Consider the following 26282-nt stretch of genomic DNA (forward strand, 5'->3'; position numbering starts at 1 on the left):
AGTTTGGTTAATTGATAGTGTTTAATTTTTAATTGATTCTACTTTTTTCTCATTGATATAGGTATTTATAAAATTTATGTTTTTTACGTTTTTTAATTTATAGATAGAATCTACTTTCTCGATTTTAACATTTTTCAATGTAATATTCTCTACTGGAGATTCCGCATAACCTTCTGCCCAAACGCTGTATTTTCCACCGTTTTTGACAGTTACATTCTCTAAACTTACATTTCTGATAACTGGAATAAAGTTTCCCGTCTGAGAACCGTATACATTGTAAAACATGTTCAGTTTTAAAACACATTCTTTCACCGTTCCCACTTCTAGATTGCGCACATAGATATCTTCAATGATTCCACCTCTTTTAGAATTGGTTTTAATACGAATGGCACGATCTAAGTGCGGACTATCCATGACACAATTTTCAACAAAAACATTATTTACTCCTGCCGAAATTTCACTTCCGATAACAACGCCACCATGACCATCAATCATTTTGCAGTTTTGCACGATGATGTTTTTACTTGGCATTGCCACTCTTCTTCCGTCACCATCACGACCCGCTTTAATCGCAATGCAATCGTCGCCTGTATTGAAAGTGCAGTTTTTAATTAAAATATTTTGAGAATATTCAGGATCACAACCATCATTATTCGGGCCATGGCTGTTAACCGTTACACCATCAATAATCATGTTATTTGTTTTTATAGGATGCAAAATCCAAAAAGGAGAATTAATGATTGTTACATCTTTTACCAAAGCCGTATTACATCCAAAAAATTCAATAAAGTTGGGTCTTAGATAACGTCCTTCTCCAAAAACTCTTTCAGAAACTGGAATTCCTTTCTCGGCCATATCAACCAAAACTTCACGATTGGTTGGGTCATTTTGAGACGGAATTCCTTTTTTCCAGCCATAGCCTTTTCCGCCCGACCAAATCCACCAATTAGTACTATCTGCTTGACCGTTTAAAGTTCCTTTTCCTGTAATAGCGATATTCGTTTTATCTTTCGCGTAAATAAGTGGAGAAAAATTCATCACTTCTGTTCCTTCCCAAGAAGTATGAACAATAGGATAATCTTTCGCATTTATACTGAAAAGAATCTCTGCCTTATCTTCTAAATGCAGATTGACATTGCTTTCTAAATGAATTGCTCCTGTCAAGTATTTTCCGTTTGGCACCAAAACTCGTCCTCCGCCATTTTTTGCACATTCTTGTATTGCTTTTTGGAAAGCCAAAGTATTTAAGGTCTTACCGTCTGCAACAGCACCAAAATCATTTATGTTGTATATTTTATCTGCGAAATGCGTTTGCGGAATGTTTTTCACAACCAAATCCATCCTCTGCCAAGGATTATTTGAAGAAACAGACGAAGAATGTCTTGCGCACGCTGCGATTAACAGCCCTAAAATGGCAAAAAAAAGAACCTTTTTAAATGTGATCATCTTATTTGTAATCATTTGCACAGATTTTTCTTGTTTCAGTGTTAAAAACGCCACGATTTATGTAATCGATTACACGAAAGTAGAAAAATTGTTCTAAGAGACCAAATTAATTTAGAAAAAAATTATATATTTAATTTTTATTAGAAAATTTAATTACATTTAATGCAAAAAATTTGATAATTTATTATCATTGTATAATCTAAAACGTTTGAGTTTTCAGATATGGTAATCGATAACAATTTCCATTATATAATGAAAAAAAATGTACTTTTGTCTAAAATAATCCGAAAAACTTTTTTTGAATGAGTGAAAAAGTAACTATTTACGATATTGCCGAAAAATTAAACATCACAGCCGCAACTGTTTCCAGAGCGTTAAACAACAATCCTAAAATAAAGGAAGCTACTCGTGAGTTGGTTATCAAAACAGCTGCTGCGATGAACTACAAGCAAAATAAATTGGCGCTTGCATTAAAAAGCGGTCGAAGCAATAATATCGGAGTTATTGTTCCGCGTATCGACAGCAACTTTTTTGCCTCTGTTATTCGAGGAATCGAAGAAGAGCTATATCCTCACGGCTATCAAGTGATTATTTGTCAAACGCATGAAAGCATTAAAAGGGAAAATGAAAATCTCCATACATTAGTAGACGCACAAGTAGACGGCATTATGATGTCGGTTACAGGCATTTCAGATGAGAATGATAGTGCTTTCAGAAATGTATTAGAAAAAAATGTACCGCTAATCTTTTTTGATAGAAGCAAACATATAGATGGTGTAAGTTCTGTTACCATTAATGACTTTAAAGGAGGCTATTTAGCAACTAAACATTTAATTGATGAAGGCTGCCGACACATCGCACATCTTTCTGGAGATCAGTCGTTAGATATTTTTAAAAACAGGTTTCTAGGCTACAAACAAGCGTTACTAGATAACGGACTTCCATTTAACGAAGAATATGTTATTTATGTAAAAAGTAGCGTTGAAGCAGGTAAAGATGCCGCAAATACATTACTAGCTTTAGAAACCCCACCAGATGCCATATTTTCTTCAAGTGATTTCGCCGCTCTTGGCGCAATTCAAGAACTTCAAAATAGAAATATCAGCATTCCAAATGAGTTTTGCGTAGCAGGATTTAGTAATGAGCCTTTTACCAAATTCATGGAATTATCGATCACTTCTGTAGATCAGTCGCCATTAGAAATGGGTAAAATGTCTGCTCGCGTTTTCTTAGAACAAGTGGACAAAACAGACACTATTAAAATCGAGAAAAAGGTTGTTCTTGCACCAGAATTACATATTCGTAAATCTTCTACTAGAACCAATTTCTAGCAAATAAAAAATATTTTTTTAACCATATAAGTTATATAAGCTCATTTAATCGTGAGCTTATTTTTTTTGACCAAAACACAAATATTTCGCTCCTACGGAGCTTTTACCTTGATACAATCTCTTTTCTACCGATATTAAGCTCCCCTGGAGCTTTTATCCTAAATGATAGATTTATAGATTCAAAAAAAAAAAAAAGACGCACTATATATTGTGCGTCTTCTATATAAACCTTTGTCACTTTGTACCTCTGTTCCTTTGCACCTAAAAAATTACAAAGAAACTCCTCTTTTCCAAGGAATAAAATCATTTTGATTTAATATCGCTGCTTTAGTTTTTACCGTACCGCTAGCAATATCGATAATTGTTTCAAGCATTTCATCAGCCATCTCTTCGATAGATTTTTCACCTTTAATGATTCCTCCAGTATCAATATCGATAATATCAGACATTTTTGCTGCCAATTCTGAGTTAGAAGATATTTTTACAACTGGTGCAATTGGATTTCCTGTTGGAGTTCCTAAACCTGTTGTAAACAATACCATATTTGCTCCTGAACCTACCATTGCGGTTGTACACTCAACGTCATTTCCTGGCGTACAAAGTAATGTCAATCCTGGCTCGTTAATATACTCACCGTAATCGTAAACGCCCGCAATTGGAGATGTTCCTCCTTTTTTCGCTGCACCTGCAGATTTCATAGCATCAGTGATCAAACCGTCTTTGATGTTACCTGGAGAAGGATTCATGTCAAATCCTGAACCTGCATCAACAACTGTTTTTTCGTACCATTTCATCAAATCTAAGAAACGTTTTCCATCTTCGTCATCAACGCAACGGTTTACTAATTCTTGCTCTACTCCACATAACTCAGGGAACTCAGAAAGGATTGTTGTTCCTCCTAATGCTGCCAATTTATCAGACAACACCCCTAAAGTTGGATTTGCGGAAATTCCAGAGAATCCGTCAGATCCACCGCACTCTAAACCAATTCTTAATTTAGATAATGGAGCTGGTTCTCTCTTAATTTCGTTTGCTTTTTTAATTGCTTCAAAAGTATCTTTTACAACACTGCTCAACATCGTTTCAATTGTTCCGATAGATTGCTGATCGTAAATCAAAACAGGTTTTTTACTGTTTGGATTAATAGCATCTAAAGCATCTTTGAAAATTGAAATTTGAAGATTTTGACATCCTAAACTCAATACCGTTGCTCCAGCAACGTTTGGATTGTTTACATAACCCGCCAAAAGCTTTGCCAAACTGTGCGAATCTTGACGAATTCCACCGCAACCACCTTGGTGAGTAATGAATTTAACCTCAATATTATTGAATAAGTTAGCATCATTTGAAGCTTCTTGATTTCCTGCTCCACCAGTTTCTGATTTCACTAAAGAACGTAATAACAATTGATAGTCATTTTCTTTAGGTTTCATCAATTCTTTTTCGAAAATATCTTTTAAGATTTCGATGTTTCTGTTTTCACAAAAAACTAATGGAAAAAACAACCATACATTTTCAGTTCCAACTTGCCCATCTTCTCTATGATAGCCCTGCCACGTTCTGTCTTTCCATTTATCAACATTTGGAGCATCCCAGCCAATAGTTTCAGTTTTACCTGTAACTTTATCACTCTCGTGTTTTACATTTTCAGTAGAAAGCAATCCTCCTTTTTCGATTCTTGCGCTCGCTTTTCCAACCAAAACACCATACATAATGATTCTGTCTCCTACATTAAAAGGAACCATTGCAATCTTATGTTTCATTTTCACATCAGACTCAACAGCAATTGATTGTCCTTCAAAATCAATCACTTCGCCAGCTGACAGATTTACTAAAGCTACCGCTACGTTATCAGTAGGATGAACTTTTATTAATTTTTTCTGCGTTGCCATAATTAACCTTTGTTCTTTTTGTTTTTTTTTATTTTAAACAGTTGAGTAAAATTGTATTTTCTCAATTTCACCCAACCTTTAGATTTAAATCTGTGTAAATCTGCGTGAAAAAATCTATGCGCAAAAAATATTTCACACAGACTTCAAAAGATTTTAGCAGATCAAATTAGATTTTAATTGTTGATTCTAATTGCTCAACCTTTTTATTTTATTCTCTCTTGAAACTTAGCAAAACCAGCTTCAATTCCGTTTGAATCTATTTCTTCTAAAGCAATTGTAATTGCTCTTGTTAATCCTGGAATTTCTGTTAAATCTTGATCCCAGAATGTTTTGTTTTGTAATGTCAAACGAGCGATTTTCTCGTAATCATCAGATTTCCAAAGTCCGTTGAAGAATGTTGTAATATCTTCACCATCTTTAACCGGTAAACTTTGACCATTCCAAGCTCCTTTATAAAAACGAATTAAACTTGCAAATGAAAAAGTCAAATTAACAGGCAGTTTTTTATTAGCATTATAATAGCCTAATAAACTAGGTAAAACTCTTACTTTGAATTTCGATACAGAATTTAATGCAATATCTGCAAGTGCATGTTTGATAAATGGATTTTTAAATCGGTCCATTACTTCCTCAGAATAGGCTGTAATTTCATTTTTATCCATATCAAGAGTTTCACTAATTTCACTGATAACACTATTTACAAATTTCCCTGTAAAATCTCCGTTAACAGTTTCCATTACTAGCTTATTGCCATGCAAAAGTGAAAAAGGAACCATTGCTGTATGAGCACCGTTTAAAATACGAACTTTAATCATTTTAAAAGGACGTATATCATCAACGATTTTTACATTCAAATCTGTTTTATGGAAAGGCAATTTTGCTTTTAAATCATCTCCACCTTCAATAGCCCAAAGGAAAAAAGGTTCAGCCGCAACAATTAAATTGTCTTCATAATCTAATTTACTATTGTATTCTTCAATTTCAGCTCTTGGATATCCAGGAACAATTCTGTCAACCAAAGTACTATGATAGGTACAAGCATCTGATACCCAAGTTTTAAATGCATCTTCTAATTTCCATAAATCAACATATTGCAAAATATATTTCTTAAGCGTCTCAGAGTTATAATCAATTAATTCACAAGGAATTATTGTAACTCCCTTAGAAGCATCTCCATTAAAATGTTTAAATCTTTCATATAATAAAACCGTCAATTTTGCAGGAAATGACACTGGTGGCTGCATCTCTGGAGTATCACTTTCAATAAATTCAATTCCAGCTTCTGTAGTATTAGAAACAATAAACTGAAGTTCTTCTTCTTTAGCTAAAGCCAAATAATTTGCAAATTCAGTATATGGGTTTACAGTTTTTACGATATTATCAATTAGCTCAATATCTTGTATCTTTTCACCTTTTTTAATTCCGTTCATAAACAAGGTATAAAGACCGTCCTGATCATTAATCATATTTACCATACCGTCTTTCAAAGGCTGAACTATTGCAATACCGGCATTAAAATCAACTTCTTTATTTAGTCTGTAAAAAGCATAATCAACAAAGGCTCTTAAAAAGTTACCTTCTCCAAACTGAACTACCTTAATTGGCTGTAACTTTTCTAATCCTGTATTTATTCTATTTAATTTTTTCATTTTAAATTTTCTTTAATGCGTTATAAATAACCATTTATAAACCTTATTCTTTTTTCTGCCCTTAAAATTGTAAAAGAAACATCACACTCGATTGGGTAAAATAAAATCTGCTGTGAGGAATGGCAGACCAAATTTTTCAAGCGTAATGTTCAATTACAATCTCTAAAAATCTAAAAAAAACTTATAAAATAAGGAGTTGGCATGATTACTCTCCTTAATCTATTTTCTAATATCTTTTATAATGTCAAGAACCTGTTTCACTTTTGCCGTTAAGCCATCGTAATCTTTATTGTCTAATATATCCTTTGAGATTAATTGCGAACCTAAGCCAACACAAGTTGCTCCAGCATTCAGCCATGAACTCAAACTTTCAACCGTTGGATAAACTCCTCCAGTAGGCATAACGTTTGTCCACGGACACGGACCTTTTATTGCTTTGATAAATTCTGGTCCGTACGTATCAGCTGGAAATAATTTTACAATTTCGCAACCTAATTCTTCTGCTCTTGCAATTTCTGTCAAAGTACCGCAACCAGGTGACCAAAGCACTTTTCTGCGGTTGCAAGCGATAGCGATATCTTCTCTAAAAACGGGTGTTACAATAAAATTTGCCCCTAAACTCATATACACTGAAGCCGAAGCTGCATCCGTAATTGAGCCAACTCCTAGAATCATTCCTGGAAGTTCTGCTAAAGCATATTTGTTTAAAGCTCCAAAAACTTCGTGAGCAAAATCGCCTCTACTTGTAAATTCCATTAATCTGGAACCTCCGTCGTAACACGCTTTTAAAACTTTTTTACTTAACTCAATATCCGAATGAAAAAACAAAGGAACCATTCCGTTATCTTTCATTGTTTGAGCTACTTCAATTCTTGAATATTTTGCCATTTTTATTTTTATTATCTTGATACTAATGCAGAACCATCACCATCAATCATATTCTCAACTTCTTTTAAAGTAACTAAGTTGTAATCTCCAGCAATCGTATGTTTTAAACAACAAGCCGCAACTGCGAAATCTAATGCTCTTTGGTTGTTATTTTGATATTCCAATAAACCATAAATTAATCCGCCCATGAAGGCGTCACCACTTCCTACACGGTCTACAACAGGAGTAACTTCTTTAACAGCTGCACTGTGAATTGCTTTTCCGTCGTATAAAATTCCGCCAATTCTTTGGTGTGAAGCACTAACAGAATAACGAAGTGTTGTTGCTGCAATTTTTAAGTTTGGAATCAATTCAAACAATTTATCGTAAACTGCTGGAAGCGATTTTTCATCCTGATAATTCGGATTTACTTTAGGAATTCCCAACATGAAATAAGCCGTATCGATATCTCCTAAAATCACATTGCTGTATTTAAGCATTTCTGGCATTACTTCGCTTGGCGTTTTTCCGTATTGCCAAAGTTTTGATCTATAGTTTAAATCGCATGAGATTTTAACTCCTAATTTATGAGCGACTTTAATTGCTTCTAAACAAGCTTCTGCTGCACTTTCAGAAATGGCTGGTGTAATTCCGCTCCAGTGAAACCATTCAGCTCCCGCTAAAACTTTCTCCCAATCCACCATTCCTTTTTGGATTGTTGACATGGCACTGTGCGCACGATCGTAAACTACGTTACTTCCGCGAGTTCCTGCACCCGTTTCCAAGAAATAGATTCCTAAACGTTCTCCTCCGTAAACCATGTTTTTAGATTCAACATTCATTTTTCGCATTTCTTTTAACGCAGAAAAACCAATTTCGTTTTCAGGTAATCTGCTTACAAATTCAGCATTGATACCATAATTTGCCAAAGAAACGCACACATTAAATTCTCCACCTCCGTATGTAGCACCAAATGCTGTAGATTGTGAAAAACGTAAGTGTCTCTCCGTCGAAAGACGAAGCATGATTTCTCCAAATGCAACTACTCTACTCATTTCTTTTATTTTTAATTTCACCATTAAGGGCATTAAGAAAATTAAGCTTTACTTTATGTTCTCTTTGCGATTAAAGGTTATGTTTATTAAGCCTGCTTGCTTAATTATCTTTTTATTATTAAGTAACTATTTAAAACCAAAACTTAATTTTCTTAATGCCTTAATGGTTTAAAAAAATTAGAATTTGAAATATTCTTTTGCGTTGTTGTATGAAATATCAGAAACTAATTTTCCAATCCATTCCATATCGTTTGGAAGCTCTCCTCTTTTGATTTCGTCTCCAAGAAGATTACATAAAATACGTCTGAAATATTCGTGTCTTGGGAATGATAAGAAACTTCTTGAATCTGTCAACATTCCAACAAAACAGCTAATTAAGCCCATGTTTGAAAGTGCATTCAATTGTTTTGTCATTCCATCTTTTTGATCTAAAAACCACCATCCTGAACCAAATTGTACTTTTCCGCGAACGCTTCCGTCGTTGAAATTTCCAATCATTGTTGCCATAACTTCGTTATCAGCAGGATTCAAGTTGTAGATAATCGTTTTAGTCAATTTATCTTTACTGTCTAGAGCATTTAAGAAAGCTGATAATTTTTGTGCTTGAGGATAATCTCCAATAGAATCCCATCCTGTATCTGGACCTAAGATTCTGTGCATACGAGCATTGTTATTTCTTAATGCACCTAAGTGAAATTGCTGTACCCATCCAAACTCATGATACGTTTCTGATAAGAAAACTAAAATCGCACTATGGAATTTTAAAACCTCTTCTGGAGACAATTCTCCATTTTCTCTTTTCTTTTTGAAAATAGCATTTACTTCACTTTCTGTAAAATTCTCAAAATCGATTTGATTCAATCCGTGATCACTTAATTTACATCCGTTTGAATTGAAGAATTCAATTCTTTTTCTTAAAGCAGACTTTAAATCAGCATAAGTGTTAATTGCAATACCGGACACATCCCCTAATGTGTCCAGATATGCATTATAACCATCATTAGCAATTAAGATGGCTTTATCAGGTCTGAAAGCCGTACTCATCTTGATTCCAGTTGAATTGTTTGCGAATTTTTGGTGAAATTCTAACGTATCAATTGGATCTTCTGTAGTACAAACCAATTCAGCATTTACTTTTTTAAGAAGATTTTGCGTGCTATACGCTTGAGAATTGATTTTCTCAGATGTTTCTAGATAAATTTTCTCAGCCGATTTTTCATTCAATAAATCATAAATATCGAAATAGCGAGCCAATTCTAAATGCGTCCAGTGGTACAAAGGATTACGCATTGTGTACGGAACTGTTTTTCCCCAGTTTAAGAACTTATCTTTATCAGATCCGTTTCCTGTTACAAACTGCTCGTTGATTCCCAAAGTACGCATTGCACGCCATTTGTAATGATCTCCATTAATCCAAACTTGAGTAATATTTTCAAAGATTTTATCTTCAGCAATAAACTGTGGGTTTAAGTGATTGTGGTAATCTATGATAGGCTGATTTTTAGAGTAATTATGATATAACTCTTCAGCATATTTATTTTCTAATAAAAAATTATCGTTTATGAATGTCTGGCTCATGTCTTTTAAAATATAATTTGAAAATTATTCTTCGTTTGAAGGTTTTCCTATTGTTGCAAGTATTCCACCGTCAACATATAAAATGTGACCGTTTACAAAATCACTTGCTTTTGATGATAAAAATATCGCTGCTCCAGCTAAATCGCTTGGATCTCCCCATTTAGCCGCTGGTGTTCTACTAATGATAAAATCATTAAACGGATGTCCGTCAACTCTAATAGGTTTTGTCTGTTCTGTAGCAAAATATCCTGGACCGATTCCGTTAATCTGAACGTTGTATTTTGCCCATTCTGTTGCCATGTTTTTAGTAAGCATTTTTAAACCGCCTTTTGCAGCAGCATAAGCAGAAACAGTACTTCTACCCAACTCGCTCATCATAGAACAGATATTGATGATTTTACCTTGTCTTCTTTCGATCATTCCATTTGCAACATGCTTAGAAACGATAAACGGACTTACTAAATCAATATCAACTACTTCTCTGAAATCTGAAACTTCCATATCTAACAACGGAATTCTTTTGATGATTCCAGCGTTGTTAATCAAGATATCAATTGGACCAACTTCACTTTCAATTTTCTGAACAGCCGTTTTTACCTCTTGCTCTTCCGTCACATTAAATTTGTAACCTACCGCATTAATGCCTTCACTTTTTAATTCTGCTACAGCATGATCAATTTTTTCTTGAGAAGAATTTCCATTAACCACAATTGTCGCACCCGCCTGACCTAATCCTTTTGCCATTGCCATTCCCAGTCCGTGTGTACTTCCTGTGATAAGGGCAACTTTTCCTTTTATATCAAATAAATTTGTCATCTTATCTTAAATCAGTGATTTTACAAACATCCATATCTCCGTAATCTAAGTTTTCACCTGCCATTCCCCAGATAAAAGTATAATTGCTAGTTCCTGAACCTGAGTGAATTGACCAAGGCGGAGAAATTACTGCCTGATGGTTGTTCATCCAGATATGTCTTGTTTCTTGCGGTTGTCCCATAAAGTGGCAAACTGCTTGATCTTGCGGAATGTCTAAATAGAAATAAACTTCCATTCTACGATCGTGAACGTGAGCCGGCATTGTATTCCAAACACTTCCTGGTTTTAATTCCGTCATTCCCATTTGCAATTGGCAAGTCGTAACCACGCTTCCAATAATCATTTGGTTTACAGTTCTGTGGTTAGCTGTTTCCATTGTTCCCAACTGTAATTTATTAGCCTCAGCTAAACTTACTTTCTTAGTTGGGTAAGTCGTGTGCGCTGGTGCAGAATTTAAATAGAATTTTGCAGGATTGTTACTGTCATCACTTTTAAAAACCACTTCTTTATTTCCAGCTCCGATATACAAAGCATCTTTAAAACCTAACGTATAAGTTGTTCCTTCTACCACAACAGAACCACTTCCTCCAACATTGATAATCCCTAACTCTCTACGCTCTAAAAAATACGGCGCTTTAAGCGGATCTATAGTTTCTAAAGCCAAATCGCCTTTTACAGGAACTGCAGAACCTGCAATATATCTGTCGTAGTGAGAATAAACCAACACTACTTCATCTTCCTGCATTAGATCATCAATTAAGAATTCTTCTCTCAATTGCTGTGTGTCATACTTTTTAACAGCTTCAGGGCTTGACGCGTATCTTGAACTATATTTTGTCATAATTTTAAATTAATGTAATCGATTGCACAAAATTATATTTTTATATTTAAATAGCATAATTGAAATGAAAAAATATTTCAATTAAGATCATTTTTCTTTTTATAGATTTGTGATTGGAGCATATTTTGGAACCAATGTTTTCATTACAATCCAACCTGTTAAATAACAAACTGCACAAATAGAAAATATGATAAAATATCCAGCCTCGATTCCTTTGAATCCCATAAAGGCCATATTGGTGTCTTTTGCATAATCAAACAATACTCCAGATCCTTTATTAATTAATGTTGAACCAATTCCACCTGCTAAACCTCCAATTCCTGTAATAGTTGCAATTGCTTTTTTAGGAAACATATCTCCTACTGTTGTAAAAATATTTGCCGACCAAGATTGGTGCGCTGCTCCTGCAATTCCAATAATAATTACTGGAACCCAGTAACTGATATATCCTAATGGTTGCGCGATCAAAGCTAATAATGGAAAAAATGCAAAAATCAACATCGCTCTCATTCTTCCTTCATATGGATTCATTCCTTTTTTCTCTACGAAATACGTGGGAAGCCATCCTCCAATAATTGACAATAATGTAATCATATATAGCACAAATAAAGGAAGTGCTGCTTCTGTAGAATCCATTCCGTAAACAGAGCTTAAATAAGCCGGTGTCCAGAATAAGAAAAACCACCAAACACCATCTGTCATGAATTTACCGAAAGCAAAAGCCCAAGTTTGTTTGTACTTAAAACAATCTACCAAAGAAACTTTTCCTTTAGCTTCTGGTTTGAAACCAATTTTGCTGTCTGTAATATCATCTTGCTGAATATAAGCTAATTCTTCTGCTGAAACTCTCGAATGTTTTTCTGGCTTATCGTACATAAACATCCAGAATCCCATCCAAACAAATCCTAAAGCTCCAATGATAATAAATGACATTTCCCATCCGAAAGATTTTGCAATGAACGGAATTGTAATTGGCGCCGCTAAAGCTCCAACTGTTGCTCCTGCGTTAAAAATACTAGTTGCAAAAGCTCTGTCTTTTTTCGGAAAATATTCTGCTGTTGTTTTAATTGCTGCAGGGAAGTTTCCTGCTTCTCCAACTGCCAGAACGAAACGAGCAAAAATAAATAAAGCAACACTTACATTGATTACCAACGCTGTATCGCTTACTGTACTGATTATTTCTTTTGAACCATGAAAACCTACGAACCAATTGCCTGTAATAATTCCTGAAGTAGCAATACCGCAGAATGCATGAAGACAAGCTCCTACAGACCAAATTCCGATTGCCCAAAGAAAACCTTTTTTAGTGTCCAGCCAATCTACAAATCTTCCTGCGAACAATAATGACACTGCGTAAAAGATTGAAAATAAAGCGGTAATGTTGCCGTAATCGTTGTTAGTCCAATGAAATTCTGGCGCGATAAAATCACTCCATGTTAGTGAAAGTACTTGTCGGTCAAGGTAATTGATTGTAGTTGCAAAAAATAATAATGCGCAAATACTCCAACGGTATTTTCCAGTAGTTGTAATGCTTTGATTTGCTGCAACGGTTTCAGTTTGATTCATAGTAAGAGGATATTATAGTTTTGTAATTTTCGATTATCTTAAAAGATTATATTTACTGCTTTCTAAAAATATTAAAATCAATAAATTAAAGCCTTAAAACATAAATAATGTAATCGATTGCACAAATATAGTTTTTAATCTGTACAATCCAAATAATATTGTGTAAAAAATTATTTTAACTCCTTAAATAAACATAATGCATAAAAAAAAGAATACAAAATTACACATTAAACAATATATTTGTTAAAAGCTAAAGGTGAAATTCATCCTTTTTTTGGGGTAAAATCGTCCTCGAATTGATGCTTTAATAGTTCACATCAATCTATTTCTACCTTTTAAATTCAGTTACTGAATTCACTTTAGTAAAATCAAATAAACAATTGTAAAACAATTAATTAAAATCAAATTGAAAACTAGAAAAACACAATCATTAAGAAGAATTGCACTTGGTTTTCTTCTTTTTTTAGGAATATTTAATGTAAGCGCACAAAATCAAGTGATTCCGCTTTGGAATAAAATTCCTGACGAAATAAAGCCAAACGATTACAAAGAAAAAGAAGTCATGAAAGACGGGAAAATGCAAAGTACCAGCCAGGTTTCTGTCCCTACTTTAAGCATTTTTATCCCGAAAGAAACAAAACCAAATCTGGCTGCAGTAGTTATTTGTCCTGGAGGCGGTTACACACATTTGGCTTTTGATAAAGAAGGAACAAAAGTTGCGGAATGGTTTAATAGTATAGGAATTGCGGCATTTGTTCTAAAATACCGAATGCCAACCGATTTAACTATGAAAAACAAAAATGTTGGACCGTTGCAAGATGCTCAGGAAGCGATTCGCTATGTACGACAAAATGCTGCAAAATGGAATTTAGATCCTAATAAAGTGGGAATTTTAGGTTTTTCTGCTGGCGGACATTTGGCTTCTACTGCATCTACGCATTATGATGATAAGGTTTATGAATCTTCTTATAAAGTAAGTGCGCGTCCTGATTTTTCGATGTTGATTTACCCTGTAATTTCGATGGAAAATGAAATTACACACAAAGGTTCGCAAACTAATTTGCTGGGAAACAATCCTTCAAAAGAATTAATAGATTTTTATTCTAACGAAAAGAAAGTAACTGCTAAAACGCCTCCTACTTTCTTAATTCATGCTACTGATGATACTGTTGTATTACCAGAAAACAGCATTAATTATTATTTGGCTTTAAAAAAAAATGGCGTATCTGCAGAGATGCATATCTATGAAAAAGGCGGTCACGGATTTGGATTAGGAGTAAGTGACACTAATAAATTCTGGACGAGGGATTGCGCCGAATGGTTAAAAGTAAACGGTTATAATTAAAAATAAGAAAGGCAAAACTTTTACGAGTTTTGCCTTTTATCAAAAAAAAAAAAAAAAAAAAAAAAACAGAAAGGAATTATGAAAAATCTTTAATATCTCTAAGCAGTAACTTCTTGTTCTGCTGTATTTTTCAATTTAGGAACGGGAATTGCTTTACTTGCCACTTTTGGTTTTGAAGCAGGTTTCTTTTTACCAAATTTCTGTTTTCCCCACCAGATAATAAATCCTGTAATTGGTAGGCTGGCAGAAATTAAACTGGCTAAAAAGGCAATAATTTTACCCGTAAGTCCGAGAACACTTCCAACATGAATATCATAATTCATACGTCTGATTTTGTCTGGAATATTGGCTTCGATATACTTTCCTGAGAAAGGCGTTTTAATCGAGATTTCTTTTAAACTCTGCTGGTCAAAACTATATCTGTCCATATTATAAAAAGTGTGTTTTTGCTTGTATACAAAAGCACCGATCGGATCTGCAGGCTTTCCTGGAATACTAATCATAATTCCGGCTGCCTGAGGATTTTCTTTTCTTAAAGACAATAAAACTTTATCGGCTGTTGTGATATTGAATGCTTTTATGTTGGTCGTATCCGATTTTGGAGATTCGCGGTTTTCTGTCAGCGGTTTTCCTCCAGAAGTTACCCAATACAACGATTTGCTCCACCACCCAAAACTCCATACTAAACCTGTAACTGCTATGAAAAACAGAAAAATACAACTGTAAAAACCAAATACATTATGCATGTCATAATTAACACGTTTAAAGCTGGCATCCCATTTTATTTTAAAACTTTTATCAATAATCGACTTAATCCATTTAGTTGGCCACCATAAAACGATGCCCGAAATTAATAGTACGACAAAAATTAAAACAGCAACACCAACTATTGGTCTTCCAATATCATAAGGAAGCCATAAAGCACGATGCCCATTTAAAATCCATCTAAAAAAATCTGGCGACTCTCCTCTAGAAAAAGTCTTTACATTTAAAACTTCACCCGTATACGGATTCATATAAACACTTATAAAAGTTCCAGACCTTCTTCCGCCCTTACCCTTTTTTTCTTTTCCTTTACCCTTTTCGCTAGGTTTCCCTTGAGGTTTCAGTTCTGATTTTGCCTTTTCTTGATTTTGAGCTAAATCTTTTTTTCTTTCTCCTCTTTTATGTTCCCTTTTTTCACCGCGACTGCCTCTTTCGCCATCTTCTTTTTTCTCCACAAAATAACCCACAATTGCCGCTTCATCTTTTGCACCAAAAGTCACGCTTGTAGCTTTCTTGTCTTTCATTTTTTTATCGGCAATCGAAACCAATTGCGATGGTAGTAAAAATGCTTCTTTTTGAGGTTTAACAAAACGCCAATCTTCAATAAAATCTTTAATTTCATTTTCGAAAACATAAATACAGCCAGTAAGACTGACAATTACTACAATAATTCCAGAGGCTAAACCAAGCCACAAATGCAGCCAAGCCATGATACGCTTAAAAAGCGACTTTTTACTTTTTTTCTTATTATTTGGTTTTGAAGAAGAAAACATAATTGGATAGATAAATAGGATAAATAAAAAAACCGCAAGCCCTCAGAGAAAAGGACTTACGGCAAAAAAATATTAGTATTTTAATTTTTGGATTGCAGTAATTTGTCCGCCTTCAACTTTCATACCTTTTGTAGCAACAGCAGTTGTACCATTAATAGAATAAATCCAGTTTCCGTCAGGAGTATTAATACCCACAATTGCAGAGCTTCCATCTTCTGAAGTAATATTATAACGGCTAGTTACAGAAGTTAATGTTTCTGGAGCATTGGTTACCCACGTAAATGTTTGGTTGTAAACATCAGCGATAGCCATTTTAACTGCACCATTGTTTTTTCCAACATTTCCGTACATTAACAATAAGAATTTACCTTTTGAAATGTAGCTTGTAGACGAAATTTTATATCCGCCAGATTTTTCTTGAACGTTAAAGAAATAAGACTGATCAAACTCTGTAGTTCCTTTTTTGATTTTAACAACCGCAGAAGGTTTTGTAGAAGTCATTACAGCATTGCTAGTAGCTATTGCACCAGAGAAACCGTAAGCATCTCCATTCTCATCTTGAAATAATCCGTTTGTGAAATAAGCTCCTAAATAACTTGTTCTATTATCTTTGATTACTTTTTCTAATTTTAATTCTGGGTAGTTGTAAACCGCAACCCAAGTACTATCTGGATTTGCAGTACCGAAGTTATCTACACCGTCTCCTTTAATACTCATGTACGGCATGTAGACTTTTTCTCCAACTTGAGTTGCCCAAGTAAAGAAAGCTCTTTCTCCATTTTTAGCCAATACTTTAGTGTCTTGTTGCGCTTCACCAGTAATAAGAGATTTTGTTGCATCGATTTTGTACATAGAAGCGATAGAAGCACCACTTCTAGGCACTTTAATTGTTAAAATATCTTGGTTTACAGCAGCAAATACGTGGACCGTTTCTGCTTGAAAATCTGATTTCTTAACTAATTTTCCTTCTGCATTTAAGTTGTAAGTTGTTACAGCTCCTGGATTTCCTTGTCCGTACAATAAACTAAAGAAATTGTTTTGGGCTGTAATATAATAACGGTATGTTCCGTCTTGCTCCAATCCGTTTCCTGTAGTTGTAATTACTCCTGTTGACACATCGTCTGCAGTTAATAAGTAATCAGCAATTCCTGCTGCTCCAGTTGTAGCAGTAATGATATATTTGGTTTTTCCTGTATCGTTTCCTCCGCCAGTTTCTTCTCCTGGTTTATCAGAATCACTGCTGCATGAAAAAGCTGTAAAAGCTAAAACAGCTGATAATAAAGCTAATGTTGTACTTTTTTTCATTGTATTATAGTGTTTGTATTAAAAATTTAATTATTTGATTTACTGAAGTAATATCTAAACTTGATGTAAAATGCTCTACTTGGTTTTTGTAATGAGAAATTATCGTAAAGCTTGTTATCTAAAAGGTTTTTACATTCTAAAGCAATATTGTATTTTCCATTTGCCATAGTATAAACAGCGTTCAAATCATGGCTAAACTGCTGCGGAATTTCCAATTTACTATCTTTGCTTCCCATACTTGGCCAAGACAAATAGTAGGTATGAACATAAAGTAAGTTGTAACCAACTGAAAGATTGTTTCCTTTTTTCCAAACATCATTAAAGAACATTGTCGCATCTGCATTACCAAATAAATAAGGCATATTTGGAATTCTATCATTATAAAAAGGAGACACATAATTCTGATTTGGCTCATACATTGTTTTGTTTCTAATATTCTGATATGTTGCGTTGAAACCAGCTGTAAAACGATTCCCGTAAGAATATCTAATTTCACCATCAATACCATAATTAGTCACTTTTCCCTGATTCACATTTGTAGTCATTGTTTGATTGTTATTCAAAGTTGGACGAATAAAATCCACAGCATTTCTATGCAAAAGATTGACATCAAATGATAAAGCATTTTTAGTATTAAAACTCGTTTGATAGCTTGCTCCAATATTATAATTGTTACTGTTTTCAGGTTTCAAAGCAAGATTACCTTCTAAATTATCGTTTACATTACCAAAAATCTCTTCTGGAGTTGGAAGTCGGTATGTCTTTTCATAAGAAGCTTTCACTTGAAAATTTGGGCGTAAATAATAGCTCGTAGCACCTCCATATCCTGTTACGGAAGTTCTATCTACATATAACTGATAGGCAATATCTCCAGCATTTCCGGATGGATTATAACTTCTGGTATAAGTAGTTTTTAATGAATAATCTTTCAAGAAAACAGAAGTGCTCCATTTTGAAGTCAAGTCTAATTTATAACCTAAACCTAAAACGTTCTTCTGCGTCTTTTTAGGCTGTTTGTAAACCAATGATTCTGGAACTAATTCGTCACTTTCTTTTCTATCGAACGTATTGAAAGTATTATTCAGCATGAAAGAGTGCTTTTCTCCCAACGAATAAGTTGCGTTTGCAGTTGCAATTCCGTTATTGTTGTAAAATTTACGCAGTGTACGGCTTCTTTCAGCACCCGCACCTTCATACTGTTTATAATCGCCAAACCAATTGTATCTTCTAAAAACAGTATCAATATTCTGTTCGTAACCAAAATTGTAATTTCCTGTCACGTTTACGTTAAGTCCTTTTGTAAACAGATCTTTTACCTGATATTTCAAAGTAGGCATTACGATGCTTCCTTTTCTATAAATCTTTCCAAAAACACTTACCATTCTTGCACCAGTTTGAATATCAGCTTCATTTTGTCCACCCGTAAAACCAATCATCAATTTATCGGCATATTTTTTTCCCGTTATACCAACATTAAAAATCACGGTTTCATTACGGTATTTATCATGAAAACGTCGCACTCTTTGATTAGGAAAATAAGCTCCTGTATTTAAATCAGCAACATCGACGTTTACCCAATAGTTATTATCTGAATAGTTCTGAAAAGCGTTAATTTCTGTTGTGAATCCGCTTTTTGCCGTATAACCTGCATTTAGGCTTGAACGATGCGTATTAAAAGACCCGAACGAATACGATGCATCTACAAAAGTTCTCGGTTTGCTGTTGGTCACAATATTTATTGCCCCTCCTAAAGCATCACCACCAAGCCAAATTGGCACCACGCCTTTGTAAACTTCTACACGATCGGCAAGATTGATTGGTATATTATTCATTTGAAAAGAAGAACCGAAATTATCCATTGGAACTCCGTCGATAAAAACTTTAATCTGATTTCCTGAGAATCCGTTAATCGAAAGTTCTGATCTTGAACCTACTCCGCCCGCTTCACGGTTACGAACACCAGAAACACGGTCCAAAGCATGCGATAAATCTAAAGTGGAGTTGTGCAGTTTTTTAGCATCAATTGCTGTGACGCTATAGGCTTGTTTGTTTACTTTATCTGTTTGCGATCTTCCTAATACCGTAACACTTTCTAATTCCTGCAACTCGCTTTCCATTTTTATAGCAACATCCAAATTACTTCCTAAAACTTCGATCTGTTTTTTCTGAACTGCAAATCCCAAGGCTGAGATTTTTAATGTATGTTTTCCTGATGGAACATTTTTTAAAATATAATTTCCGTTTTCATCTGAAATAACACTTAAACCTGTTTTTTCGACAACAACTGTTGCAAATGGAATTGTTTCTCCAGAATTTTCAACAACTTTCCCAGATACTGTGACACCTTGATTTTGCTGGGAAAATGATAAGAACGTGGTTATAAAAAATAAACTGGCAAATAAAAATTTTTGAGTTGACATATCTTTAATTAGACTAATTATAAATAACTTTGCTGCAAAAGTACCATCAACGTCCTCAAAAAAGATAGGGAAAAACGGATTATTATTTTGTAAAAACGGATTATATTTTGAAAATCAAAGCCACACTTCTAAACTCTGAAACGCCTATAATTAAAATTCAAATTGGAGATAAATATTATCCCAAAAGTATTTTAACCGAAGAAAATGTCAATATCCAAAACGAAGATTCGGGAAGAATAATCAGCCGGCATCTTATCACTGAAGGCCTCGTCTTGCTTGAAACTCAATTTTACTTTTCAAGTTCAAAAACGGTTATTTTCGAAATTGATGAAGAGTCTATTGTCATGAACTTCATTTACAGCAGCAATGTAGAAACCCATATTGATCAATTGGAAAGCGAAAAATATTCTAAAGAAAATACACATAATATCTTCTACACCAATAATTTTAAGGGTTCATTTAAAATTCCGGCTCATAAAGAGGTCAATTACCTTTCTGTTATTCTTTCTAAAGAGTTTTATTATAATATCATTAATGAAGATTGGCAACTGCATGAGAAATTTTCAAAAAAGATTCTTCAGCAACAATCTTGCTATTTAACTTCCAAATATCTTCCGCTTACACCCTCTATCCAGTGGGTCACATCAGAGATAAAAAATTGCACTAGAGAGGGTGTATTAAAGAGAATTTACATCGAAAGTAAAATTAAAGAATTACTAATCCATCAGCTTGAAACATTAATTCCAAAACCTTTACCATCAAACGAAATCAACGAAGAAGATCACGACAAACTTTTAAAAGCAAAAAAAATATTAGAAAACGATTATCGAAACACACCTACTCTACCTGAACTTTCCAGACTTATTTCGCTAAACGAATTCAAATTAAAAAAGGGATTTAAAGCTTGTTTTGGAACAACTGTCAAAAGTTACATCATCAAACTTCGCATGGAGCACGCGAAAGAACTGTTTCAAGGCAAAAGCACAACAGTTAGTGAAGCTGCGTATAAATGTGGGTACAAAGACGTTTCTCATTTCTCGGCTGCTTTTAAAAATTATTATGGATTTTCACCTCAAAAGTTCAAGATCAATATTGATAGCATTCCGTTCTGGCTGCTTGCTCTTTCCTTCATCGCATAAAAAAAGGGTTTTAAAATTTAGTCCGTCGACTTTATTTTAAAACCCTAAAAATTAGACATTAATGTATAAATGCAAACTTCTTATACAATTACCCACGATCAAATGAATCTGTCAATTTAATTCAAAAAAAATGTTTCTCCAAAAAACATGAACTGTCGAAATTTAAATCATGCTATTTTAAAAAAGGTACTAAATAACACTATTCTTAAATTTCAACAGCCCAAAATTACAGGCATAAAAAGAGATAACCTTACGGTTTTCCACATTGTGTGAAAAATTTAACACTATTAACACAAGCTTAAAACGTTAAGTAATTGCAAGGCAAAATATTGCTTAAATCTGTTTTAACGAAAATTTGTAAAAGGAAATACTAGATTTAGACCGAACACCGCAGTAAAAAAAGCAAAAAAATATTCTTTTCTTGTCCTAGATTAAGTCGCTTTTTCTAAAACCCTATCTAAATTTGCAAATGAAGCTGATTAGATAATGAGGGAATTTGATAATTAGATAATTCAAAACCCAAAACTTATCATCTTAGTATCTTAGCATCGCAGAACCTTAGTACCTTAAAGAAAATGAAAACACTACAATTTTTATTACTCGGAAAAAATGAAGCTATTTTAGCCATTTTACTTCGTCTTGTCAATGCAGATGAAAACTGGAATGCTGTGGCTTTTAATAACGAAAAAGAAGCACAAGAATACTTTCAAAATAACAAAATCGACATTGTTCTTTTAAGTTCTGCTATTGAAGATCATGTCGAAAAAGAATTTACTTCGTTCTGCCTAAAAAATCAGCCTGACGTTGAAGTAATTGAACATTTTGGCGGCGGAAGCGGTTTATTGAAATCTGAAATTCTTCATCGATTGCATTTGAAAGGAAAGCTTTAAATTTGTGTTTTAAAGCCTAAAAAATGGAAAAAACGTATTCTGTAGTATTCTACTCAAAACCAGTTGTTGATACGGTCAAAGAAATGAAAGATCTTTTGAAAAGTAAAGTTCATAAGAATTGGTACAATAGCTGTAATTCTGAAGCGCATATTACGATTTGTGAATTCCAAATGGATGAATCTCAACTCGATTCCATTAAGAAAAAGCTAATTAAAATCTGCGATACTTTTCCACCTTCTCAAGTATATTTAGATCATTTTGGTTCTTATGACAATGCTGGAGCTTTTTTTATTGCTCCAAACGAAGAATCCAAAAACAATCTAAAACCCATCATGAAAAAGATTCACGATACGTTGAAATCTTTAAAACTCAAAAAAAGTGACGATCCACACCTGTCTATTGGACGACGCTTAACTCCAGAAAATCTCAAAATAGCATCTCAACTTTTCACTACTGTAAATATTGATTTTCTATGCAACGAAATTGTTTTAAGAGAATTTGATCCAATAAAAAAACAGTTTTATGTAATTGATTCTATTGAATTTGGAAACAATCCGGAACCTGAATTTGTGCAGGGAAGTTTGTTTTGATTTTTTCTTAACCGCAAAGACGCAAATGATTACGCAAAGTTCGCAAAGTTTTTATTAATAATGGTAACCACACAGTTTGTCATTTCGAGTAAAAAACTTCGCGACTTAGCGCCTTTGCGAGCCAATTCATCTCGCTAAAAAAGATTGCGATCTTTGCGTAATTCTTAGCGCTCTTTGCGGTTAAACAAACATGAAACCTGAAACAAACAAAAACCTTTCTTCATTTTTTTCGTATATTTGAATTTTACAATTCACTGCAATATGAAATCCCTAGATACATTTTATAAAGAGATTACAGAAGGATCAACTGTTGACCCAAATTCCTTGCTTCCAAATGACATTCAGAAAGAAATTGGACATTTTAATGTTTTTGATATAAAAGAGCTTTTGGAACGCATGAAAGGAAAACCTGGAATGCCTTATGATCGAAGAGCTTACTACAAAATAAGTTTGATCCGAGGTCACAATAAAGCAGAATATGCCGACAAAATAATCGAAATCGAAAAGCAGGGATTGTTATTTGCAACACCAAAAATTCCGTACAACTATCTACCTCAAGATACCAATCAAGGCGGGCAGTTTTGCGTATTTACAAGTGAATTTTTATCTAAAAACAAAAGCGGAATAGATCTAGACGAACTTCCTATTTTTGCTTCAGATGGTTATCCCATTTTTCAGCTTTCTGATGAGGAAGTTGAAGAAGTCAGTTTGATTTTCAACAAAATACAGAAAGAAATAAATTCTGACTATATTTATAAGTACGATTTGATTCGAAATTATGTTGCGGAATTAATTCACTTTGGACAAAAATTACAACCCATTACAGCATTATATTCCAAACACAATTCGGCAGCAAGGGTTTCGTCTTTATTTGCGGAATTGTTGGAAAGACAATTTCCTATCGAATCGCCAAATCAACGATTGGAATTACGAACAGCAAAAGATTTTGCAGCGCGTTTATCTGTGCATGTCAATCATTTAAATAAAGTTTTAAAAGAAAACACTGGAAAAACCACAACAGAATTAATTAGCAATCGTCTAACAAACGAAGCCAAAATATTATTGAAGCAGACAGACTGGAATATTTCTGAAATTGCCTACTCTCTTGGTTTTGAAGAACTAGCGCATTTTTCTAATTTCTTTAAAAAACAAACTACTTATACGCCACTCGCTTTCCGATCTTAATTTTAGATTGCAGATTTTAGATTTTAGATTTTAGATTTTAGATTTTAGATTTTCCTCAAAGAACTCACACAAAGCGTGTCTTCCTGAGCGAAGTCAAAGGATCTCATGCTAAGTCCATACTGTGCGCGTCCTTCGACTTCGCTCAGGAAGACATAAAATGCGAAATTGAAATTTAGAATTTTATAGTGTGGTTGCTTCGTTCCTCGCAATGACATAAAATGAGAATTGGAATTTGGAATTTAATTTTGGAATTTGGGATTTAAAAAATTGGAATTTCACAACGTGATTTGAATTTCGCAAACATCGGTTTGATATTTACAATTCTCCAACACTGCTTCGTTTCTAACTTTGTCTTATCAAATTAAAAGATCGAAAAAATGAATTTATCAAACAACAAAATCTTAATAACTGGCGGTGCAAGCGGTATCGGACTTGGACTTGCGGAACGATTCATTCAAGAAAACAATACTGTAATTATCTGCGGAAGAAGAGCTGCTCTTTTAGAAGAAGTGAAAGCAAAGTTTCCAGCTGTTATTACCAAAGTATGCGATTTGTCTTTAGAAGAAGATCGTTTTGCTCTTTATGAATGGATCAAGGAAAATCATCCTGATTTAAGTGTTTTAGTAAACAACGCTGGAATCCAAAACTGGATGACGATAACGGATGCTGATTTCTATGAAAACATGAAAAATGAGCTTACAACCAATATCGAAGCTCCTTTGCATTTAACTTCCTTGTTTATTCAATTGCCGAATCTTAAGACGGTAATGAATACTACTTCTGGATTAGCGTTTTCTCCTTTTGCCAAAGTTCCGGTTTATTCGGCTACTAAAGCGTTCTTCCGTTCGTTTACGCTTTCGCTTCGTCATTTATTAAAAGAGAAAAACATTGAAGTTATCGAAATTATCCCACCAGCTTTAAACACCGATTTAGGCGGAATCGGACTTCACGACGCACATCCAAGCGTAAGCAGTTTTATCGAAGCTATTTTCGAGCAACTAAAAGATGGAAAACAAGAATTGACTTTCGGAACAAGCGAAACCAGATTACACGCAAGCGCAGAAGATTTAAGAAATCATTTTAATGCAATGCATCCGTAGTTGTGAGATGTAAAATGTGAGATGTGAAATGACTACGTTCTCAATTTTCACATTTCACACTTCACGTCTCACATTTTACATTTTACATCTCACATTTAACATCTCACAAATAACATTTTACAAATAAACAACTAAAAACATGGCAGTAAATACAAAAATAGCTCTTGTTACTGGCGGTAGCAGAGGTTTAGGAAAAAATATGGCAATTGCAATTGCAAAAAAAGGTTTGGATGTAATTATTACGTACAACAGCAAAAAAGAAGAAGCTGACGCTGTGGTTTCAGAAATTGAAAGCTTGGGCCAGAAAGCGGCTTCATTACAATTGAACGTTGCAGAATCTAGTACTTTTGATGCTTTCTTCGAACAGATAAAAACAGTTTTGAAAGCCACTTTTAAAACAGACAAATTTGACTTTTTAGTAAACAATGCGGGAATCGGAATTCACAATTCTTTCATTGGAACAACTGAAGCAGAATTTGATCAATTGACTAACATTCAATTTAAAGGGCCATTTTTCTTAACTCAAAAAGGATTGAATGTAATGAACGATGGCGGCGGAATTGTAAATATCTCAACTGGTTTGGCAAGATTTTCATTCCCAGGATATGCAGCTTACGCTTCTATGAAAGGTGCCATGGAAACTTTGACAAAATATCAGGCAAAAGAATTAGGAGCTAGAAAGATTAGAGTAAATATTGTAGCTCCAGGCGCCATAGAAACTGATTTTGGAGGCGGTGTAGTTCGCGACAACGAACAAATGAATCAGCAAATTGCTTCTGTCACAGCCTTAGGAAGAGTTGGTCTTCCTGACGATATCGGCGGTGTAGTTGCCTTTTTATGTACAGAAGATGCACGTTGGATAAACGCACAAAGAATTGAAGTTTCTGGAGGAATGATGCTTTAAAGGGTTTCAAGTTTCAAGTTTCAAGTTTGAAGTTTAACCGCAGAGAACGCTAAGGTTTACGCAAGGTTCGCAAAGTTTTTTACATAAAGCTTTGCGAACTTTGCATTTCTATATGCATAGTTAAAAAAACTTGCGTTCTTTGCGGTTAAAAACACACAAAGAATATCAACTTGAAACCTGAAACTTGAAACCTGAAACCTGAAACAAAAAAAAATAAAAAACAAAACCCGATAAGCTTTTAAACACTTATCGGGTTTGTCATTTCAAATAATATTTGAATTAGTAATGCTTTTAATTTTTTTCGATAGAGACATCAAAATCTCCATCTTTATCAAAGACAACATCATAAAATTTAGAGTCTTTTGTTACGCCAACCTCGTAGGTTGTTTTATTTTTATCGTCTACTACTTTTGCGATTTCTAGAATTGCTTTCGCTTTGTAATTCTTTTTCAGGTAAGACTGCGCTTTGATTGGAAGATCCCTAAATGCAATCTGCAGTTCAAAAGCTTTCATGTTTCCTAAATTATCATAAATCGCAACTGCTTTTGTCGTATCATTTACATTGTATCGCGCTTCAAATCTAATTTCATCTGCATCGTCTCCCACATATTCTTCAGACCAAACCGGCACTTTTCCCGCGTATTCCTTTTCAAAAGCTAATCTAACCTTTTCTGGAGGAGTGATTACTTTCTTCATATTGGTTCCCTCTTGTGCAACTAAAAAACCACTGCATAAAAAAGTAAAAAACAAAAGCACGTTTTTCATAGTTTCATTTTTTTAATTAAACCTCAAATAACGTATTAAAATTAACACTTTTTTTATTAC

The 26282-nt window shown here is 34.0% G+C and carries 21 protein-coding genes; 8 read left to right on the top strand and 13 right to left on the bottom strand.

Annotation, left to right across the window (positions count from 1 at the left end; all coding sequences use genetic code 11):
- Nucleotides 1-21: 21 nt before the first annotated feature.
- The gene (locus ABTV69_RS19610; RefSeq protein ID WP_433831812.1) at nucleotides 22-1461 is read right to left on the bottom strand and encodes a glycoside hydrolase family 28 protein; all 1440 of its coding nucleotides are present in this window, start codon (nucleotides 1459-1461) and stop codon (nucleotides 22-24) included.
- Nucleotides 1462-1748: 287 nt separating this feature from the next.
- Between ABTV69_RS19610 and ABTV69_RS19615 the strand changes: the two genes are divergently transcribed.
- The gene (locus tag ABTV69_RS19615; protein ID WP_433831814.1) at nucleotides 1749-2777 is read left to right on the top strand and encodes a LacI family DNA-binding transcriptional regulator; all 1029 of its coding nucleotides are present in this window, start codon (nucleotides 1749-1751) and stop codon (nucleotides 2775-2777) included.
- Nucleotides 2778-3046: 269 nt separating this feature from the next.
- Here ABTV69_RS19615 and ABTV69_RS19620 read toward each other — a convergent pair whose 3' ends face one another.
- From ABTV69_RS19620 to ABTV69_RS19655, 8 genes are all read right to left on the bottom strand, one after another.
- On the bottom strand, nucleotides 3047-4669 hold the full coding sequence (locus tag ABTV69_RS19620) for a UxaA family hydrolase (RefSeq protein WP_331136914.1): 1623 nt from the start codon (nucleotides 4667-4669) through the stop codon (nucleotides 3047-3049).
- 203 nt (nucleotides 4670-4872) lie between these two features.
- The gene (locus ABTV69_RS19625) at nucleotides 4873-6318 is read right to left on the bottom strand and encodes a tagaturonate reductase (RefSeq protein ID WP_433831816.1); all 1446 of its coding nucleotides are present in this window, start codon (nucleotides 6316-6318) and stop codon (nucleotides 4873-4875) included.
- Nucleotides 6319-6537: 219 nt separating this feature from the next.
- Nucleotides 6538-7206 (bottom strand): bifunctional 4-hydroxy-2-oxoglutarate aldolase/2-dehydro-3-deoxy-phosphogluconate aldolase, encoded by a 669-nt coding sequence (locus ABTV69_RS19630; RefSeq protein ID WP_433831818.1) that lies wholly within the window; start codon nucleotides 7204-7206, stop codon nucleotides 6538-6540.
- An 11-nt stretch (nucleotides 7207-7217) separates the two neighbouring features.
- Complete coding sequence (locus tag ABTV69_RS19635) at nucleotides 7218-8240, bottom strand: PfkB family carbohydrate kinase (RefSeq protein WP_379701070.1); 1023 nt, start codon at nucleotides 8238-8240, stop codon at nucleotides 7218-7220.
- Between the two features lie 177 nt (nucleotides 8241-8417).
- Nucleotides 8418-9818: a glucuronate isomerase gene (gene uxaC / locus ABTV69_RS19640; protein ID WP_433831821.1), complete on the bottom strand. Its 1401-nt coding sequence runs from the start codon at nucleotides 9816-9818 to the stop codon at nucleotides 8418-8420.
- A 24-nt stretch (nucleotides 9819-9842) separates the two neighbouring features.
- Nucleotides 9843-10634: a gluconate 5-dehydrogenase gene (locus ABTV69_RS19645; protein ID WP_433831823.1), complete on the bottom strand. Its 792-nt coding sequence runs from the start codon at nucleotides 10632-10634 to the stop codon at nucleotides 9843-9845.
- A 1-nt stretch (nucleotide 10635) separates the two neighbouring features.
- Nucleotides 10636-11475 carry a 5-dehydro-4-deoxy-D-glucuronate isomerase gene (kduI, locus tag ABTV69_RS19650; RefSeq protein ID WP_433831825.1) on the bottom strand — a complete coding sequence of 280 codons (840 nt, stop codon included), beginning with the start codon at nucleotides 11473-11475 and terminating at the stop codon, nucleotides 10636-10638.
- Nucleotides 11476-11574: 99 nt separating this feature from the next.
- Entirely contained in the window at nucleotides 11575-13041 is a 1467-nt protein-coding gene (locus ABTV69_RS19655) for an MFS transporter (protein ID WP_433831827.1), read from the bottom strand.
- Nucleotides 13042-13447: 406 nt separating this feature from the next.
- On the opposite strand from ABTV69_RS19655, the gene ABTV69_RS19660 reads away from it, so the two are divergent.
- On the top strand, nucleotides 13448-14386 hold the full coding sequence (locus ABTV69_RS19660) for an alpha/beta hydrolase (RefSeq protein ID WP_433831829.1): 939 nt from the start codon (nucleotides 13448-13450) through the stop codon (nucleotides 14384-14386).
- Between the two features lie 98 nt (nucleotides 14387-14484).
- Here the strand turns inward: ABTV69_RS19660 and ABTV69_RS19665 are convergent, their stop codons facing one another.
- The 3 genes from ABTV69_RS19665 to ABTV69_RS19675 form a co-directional block, all read right to left on the bottom strand.
- The gene (locus ABTV69_RS19665) at nucleotides 14485-15924 is read right to left on the bottom strand and encodes a PepSY-associated TM helix domain-containing protein (RefSeq protein WP_433831831.1); all 1440 of its coding nucleotides are present in this window, start codon (nucleotides 15922-15924) and stop codon (nucleotides 14485-14487) included.
- 72 nt (nucleotides 15925-15996) lie between these two features.
- On the bottom strand, nucleotides 15997-17229 hold the full coding sequence (locus ABTV69_RS19670) for a DUF4374 domain-containing protein (protein WP_433831833.1): 1233 nt from the start codon (nucleotides 17227-17229) through the stop codon (nucleotides 15997-15999).
- A 26-nt stretch (nucleotides 17230-17255) separates the two neighbouring features.
- Entirely contained in the window at nucleotides 17256-19649 is a 2394-nt protein-coding gene (locus tag ABTV69_RS19675) for a TonB-dependent receptor (RefSeq protein WP_433831835.1), read from the bottom strand.
- 107 nt (nucleotides 19650-19756) lie between these two features.
- Between ABTV69_RS19675 and ABTV69_RS19680 the strand changes: the two genes are divergently transcribed.
- The 6 genes from ABTV69_RS19680 to ABTV69_RS19705 all read left to right on the top strand — a co-directional run bounded on the left by ABTV69_RS19680 (nucleotide 19757) and on the right by ABTV69_RS19705 (nucleotide 25457).
- Nucleotides 19757-20788, top strand: a complete 1032-nt coding sequence (locus tag ABTV69_RS19680) for a helix-turn-helix domain-containing protein (protein ID WP_433831837.1) — start codon at nucleotides 19757-19759, stop codon at nucleotides 20786-20788.
- A gap of 575 nt (nucleotides 20789-21363) precedes the next feature.
- Entirely contained in the window at nucleotides 21364-21678 is a 315-nt protein-coding gene (locus ABTV69_RS19685) for a hypothetical protein (protein WP_433831839.1), read from the top strand.
- A 23-nt stretch (nucleotides 21679-21701) separates the two neighbouring features.
- Nucleotides 21702-22268 carry a 2'-5' RNA ligase family protein gene (locus tag ABTV69_RS19690; protein ID WP_433831841.1) on the top strand — a complete coding sequence of 189 codons (567 nt, stop codon included), beginning with the start codon at nucleotides 21702-21704 and terminating at the stop codon, nucleotides 22266-22268.
- 261 nt (nucleotides 22269-22529) lie between these two features.
- Nucleotides 22530-23453, top strand: coding sequence for a helix-turn-helix domain-containing protein (locus tag ABTV69_RS19695; protein WP_433831843.1), 924 nt, complete (start codon nucleotides 22530-22532; stop codon nucleotides 23451-23453).
- A 377-nt stretch (nucleotides 23454-23830) separates the two neighbouring features.
- Nucleotides 23831-24553 carry an SDR family oxidoreductase gene (locus ABTV69_RS19700; RefSeq protein WP_433831845.1) on the top strand — a complete coding sequence of 241 codons (723 nt, stop codon included), beginning with the start codon at nucleotides 23831-23833 and terminating at the stop codon, nucleotides 24551-24553.
- Between the two features lie 139 nt (nucleotides 24554-24692).
- The gene (locus ABTV69_RS19705) at nucleotides 24693-25457 is read left to right on the top strand and encodes an SDR family NAD(P)-dependent oxidoreductase (RefSeq protein ID WP_433831847.1); all 765 of its coding nucleotides are present in this window, start codon (nucleotides 24693-24695) and stop codon (nucleotides 25455-25457) included.
- 291 nt (nucleotides 25458-25748) lie between these two features.
- On the opposite strand, the gene ABTV69_RS19710 is transcribed toward ABTV69_RS19705, so the two are convergent.
- A complete protein-coding gene (locus ABTV69_RS19710; RefSeq protein WP_433831849.1) occupies nucleotides 25749-26222 on the bottom strand; it encodes a hypothetical protein in 474 nt (157 codons plus the stop codon).
- Nucleotides 26223-26282 lie beyond the last annotated feature (60 nt).

Origin of the sequence: Flavobacterium anhuiense (assembly GCF_050990855.1) — a bacterium.
Taxonomy (GTDB): Bacteria; Bacteroidota; Bacteroidia; order Flavobacteriales; family Flavobacteriaceae; genus Flavobacterium; species Flavobacterium anhuiense_C.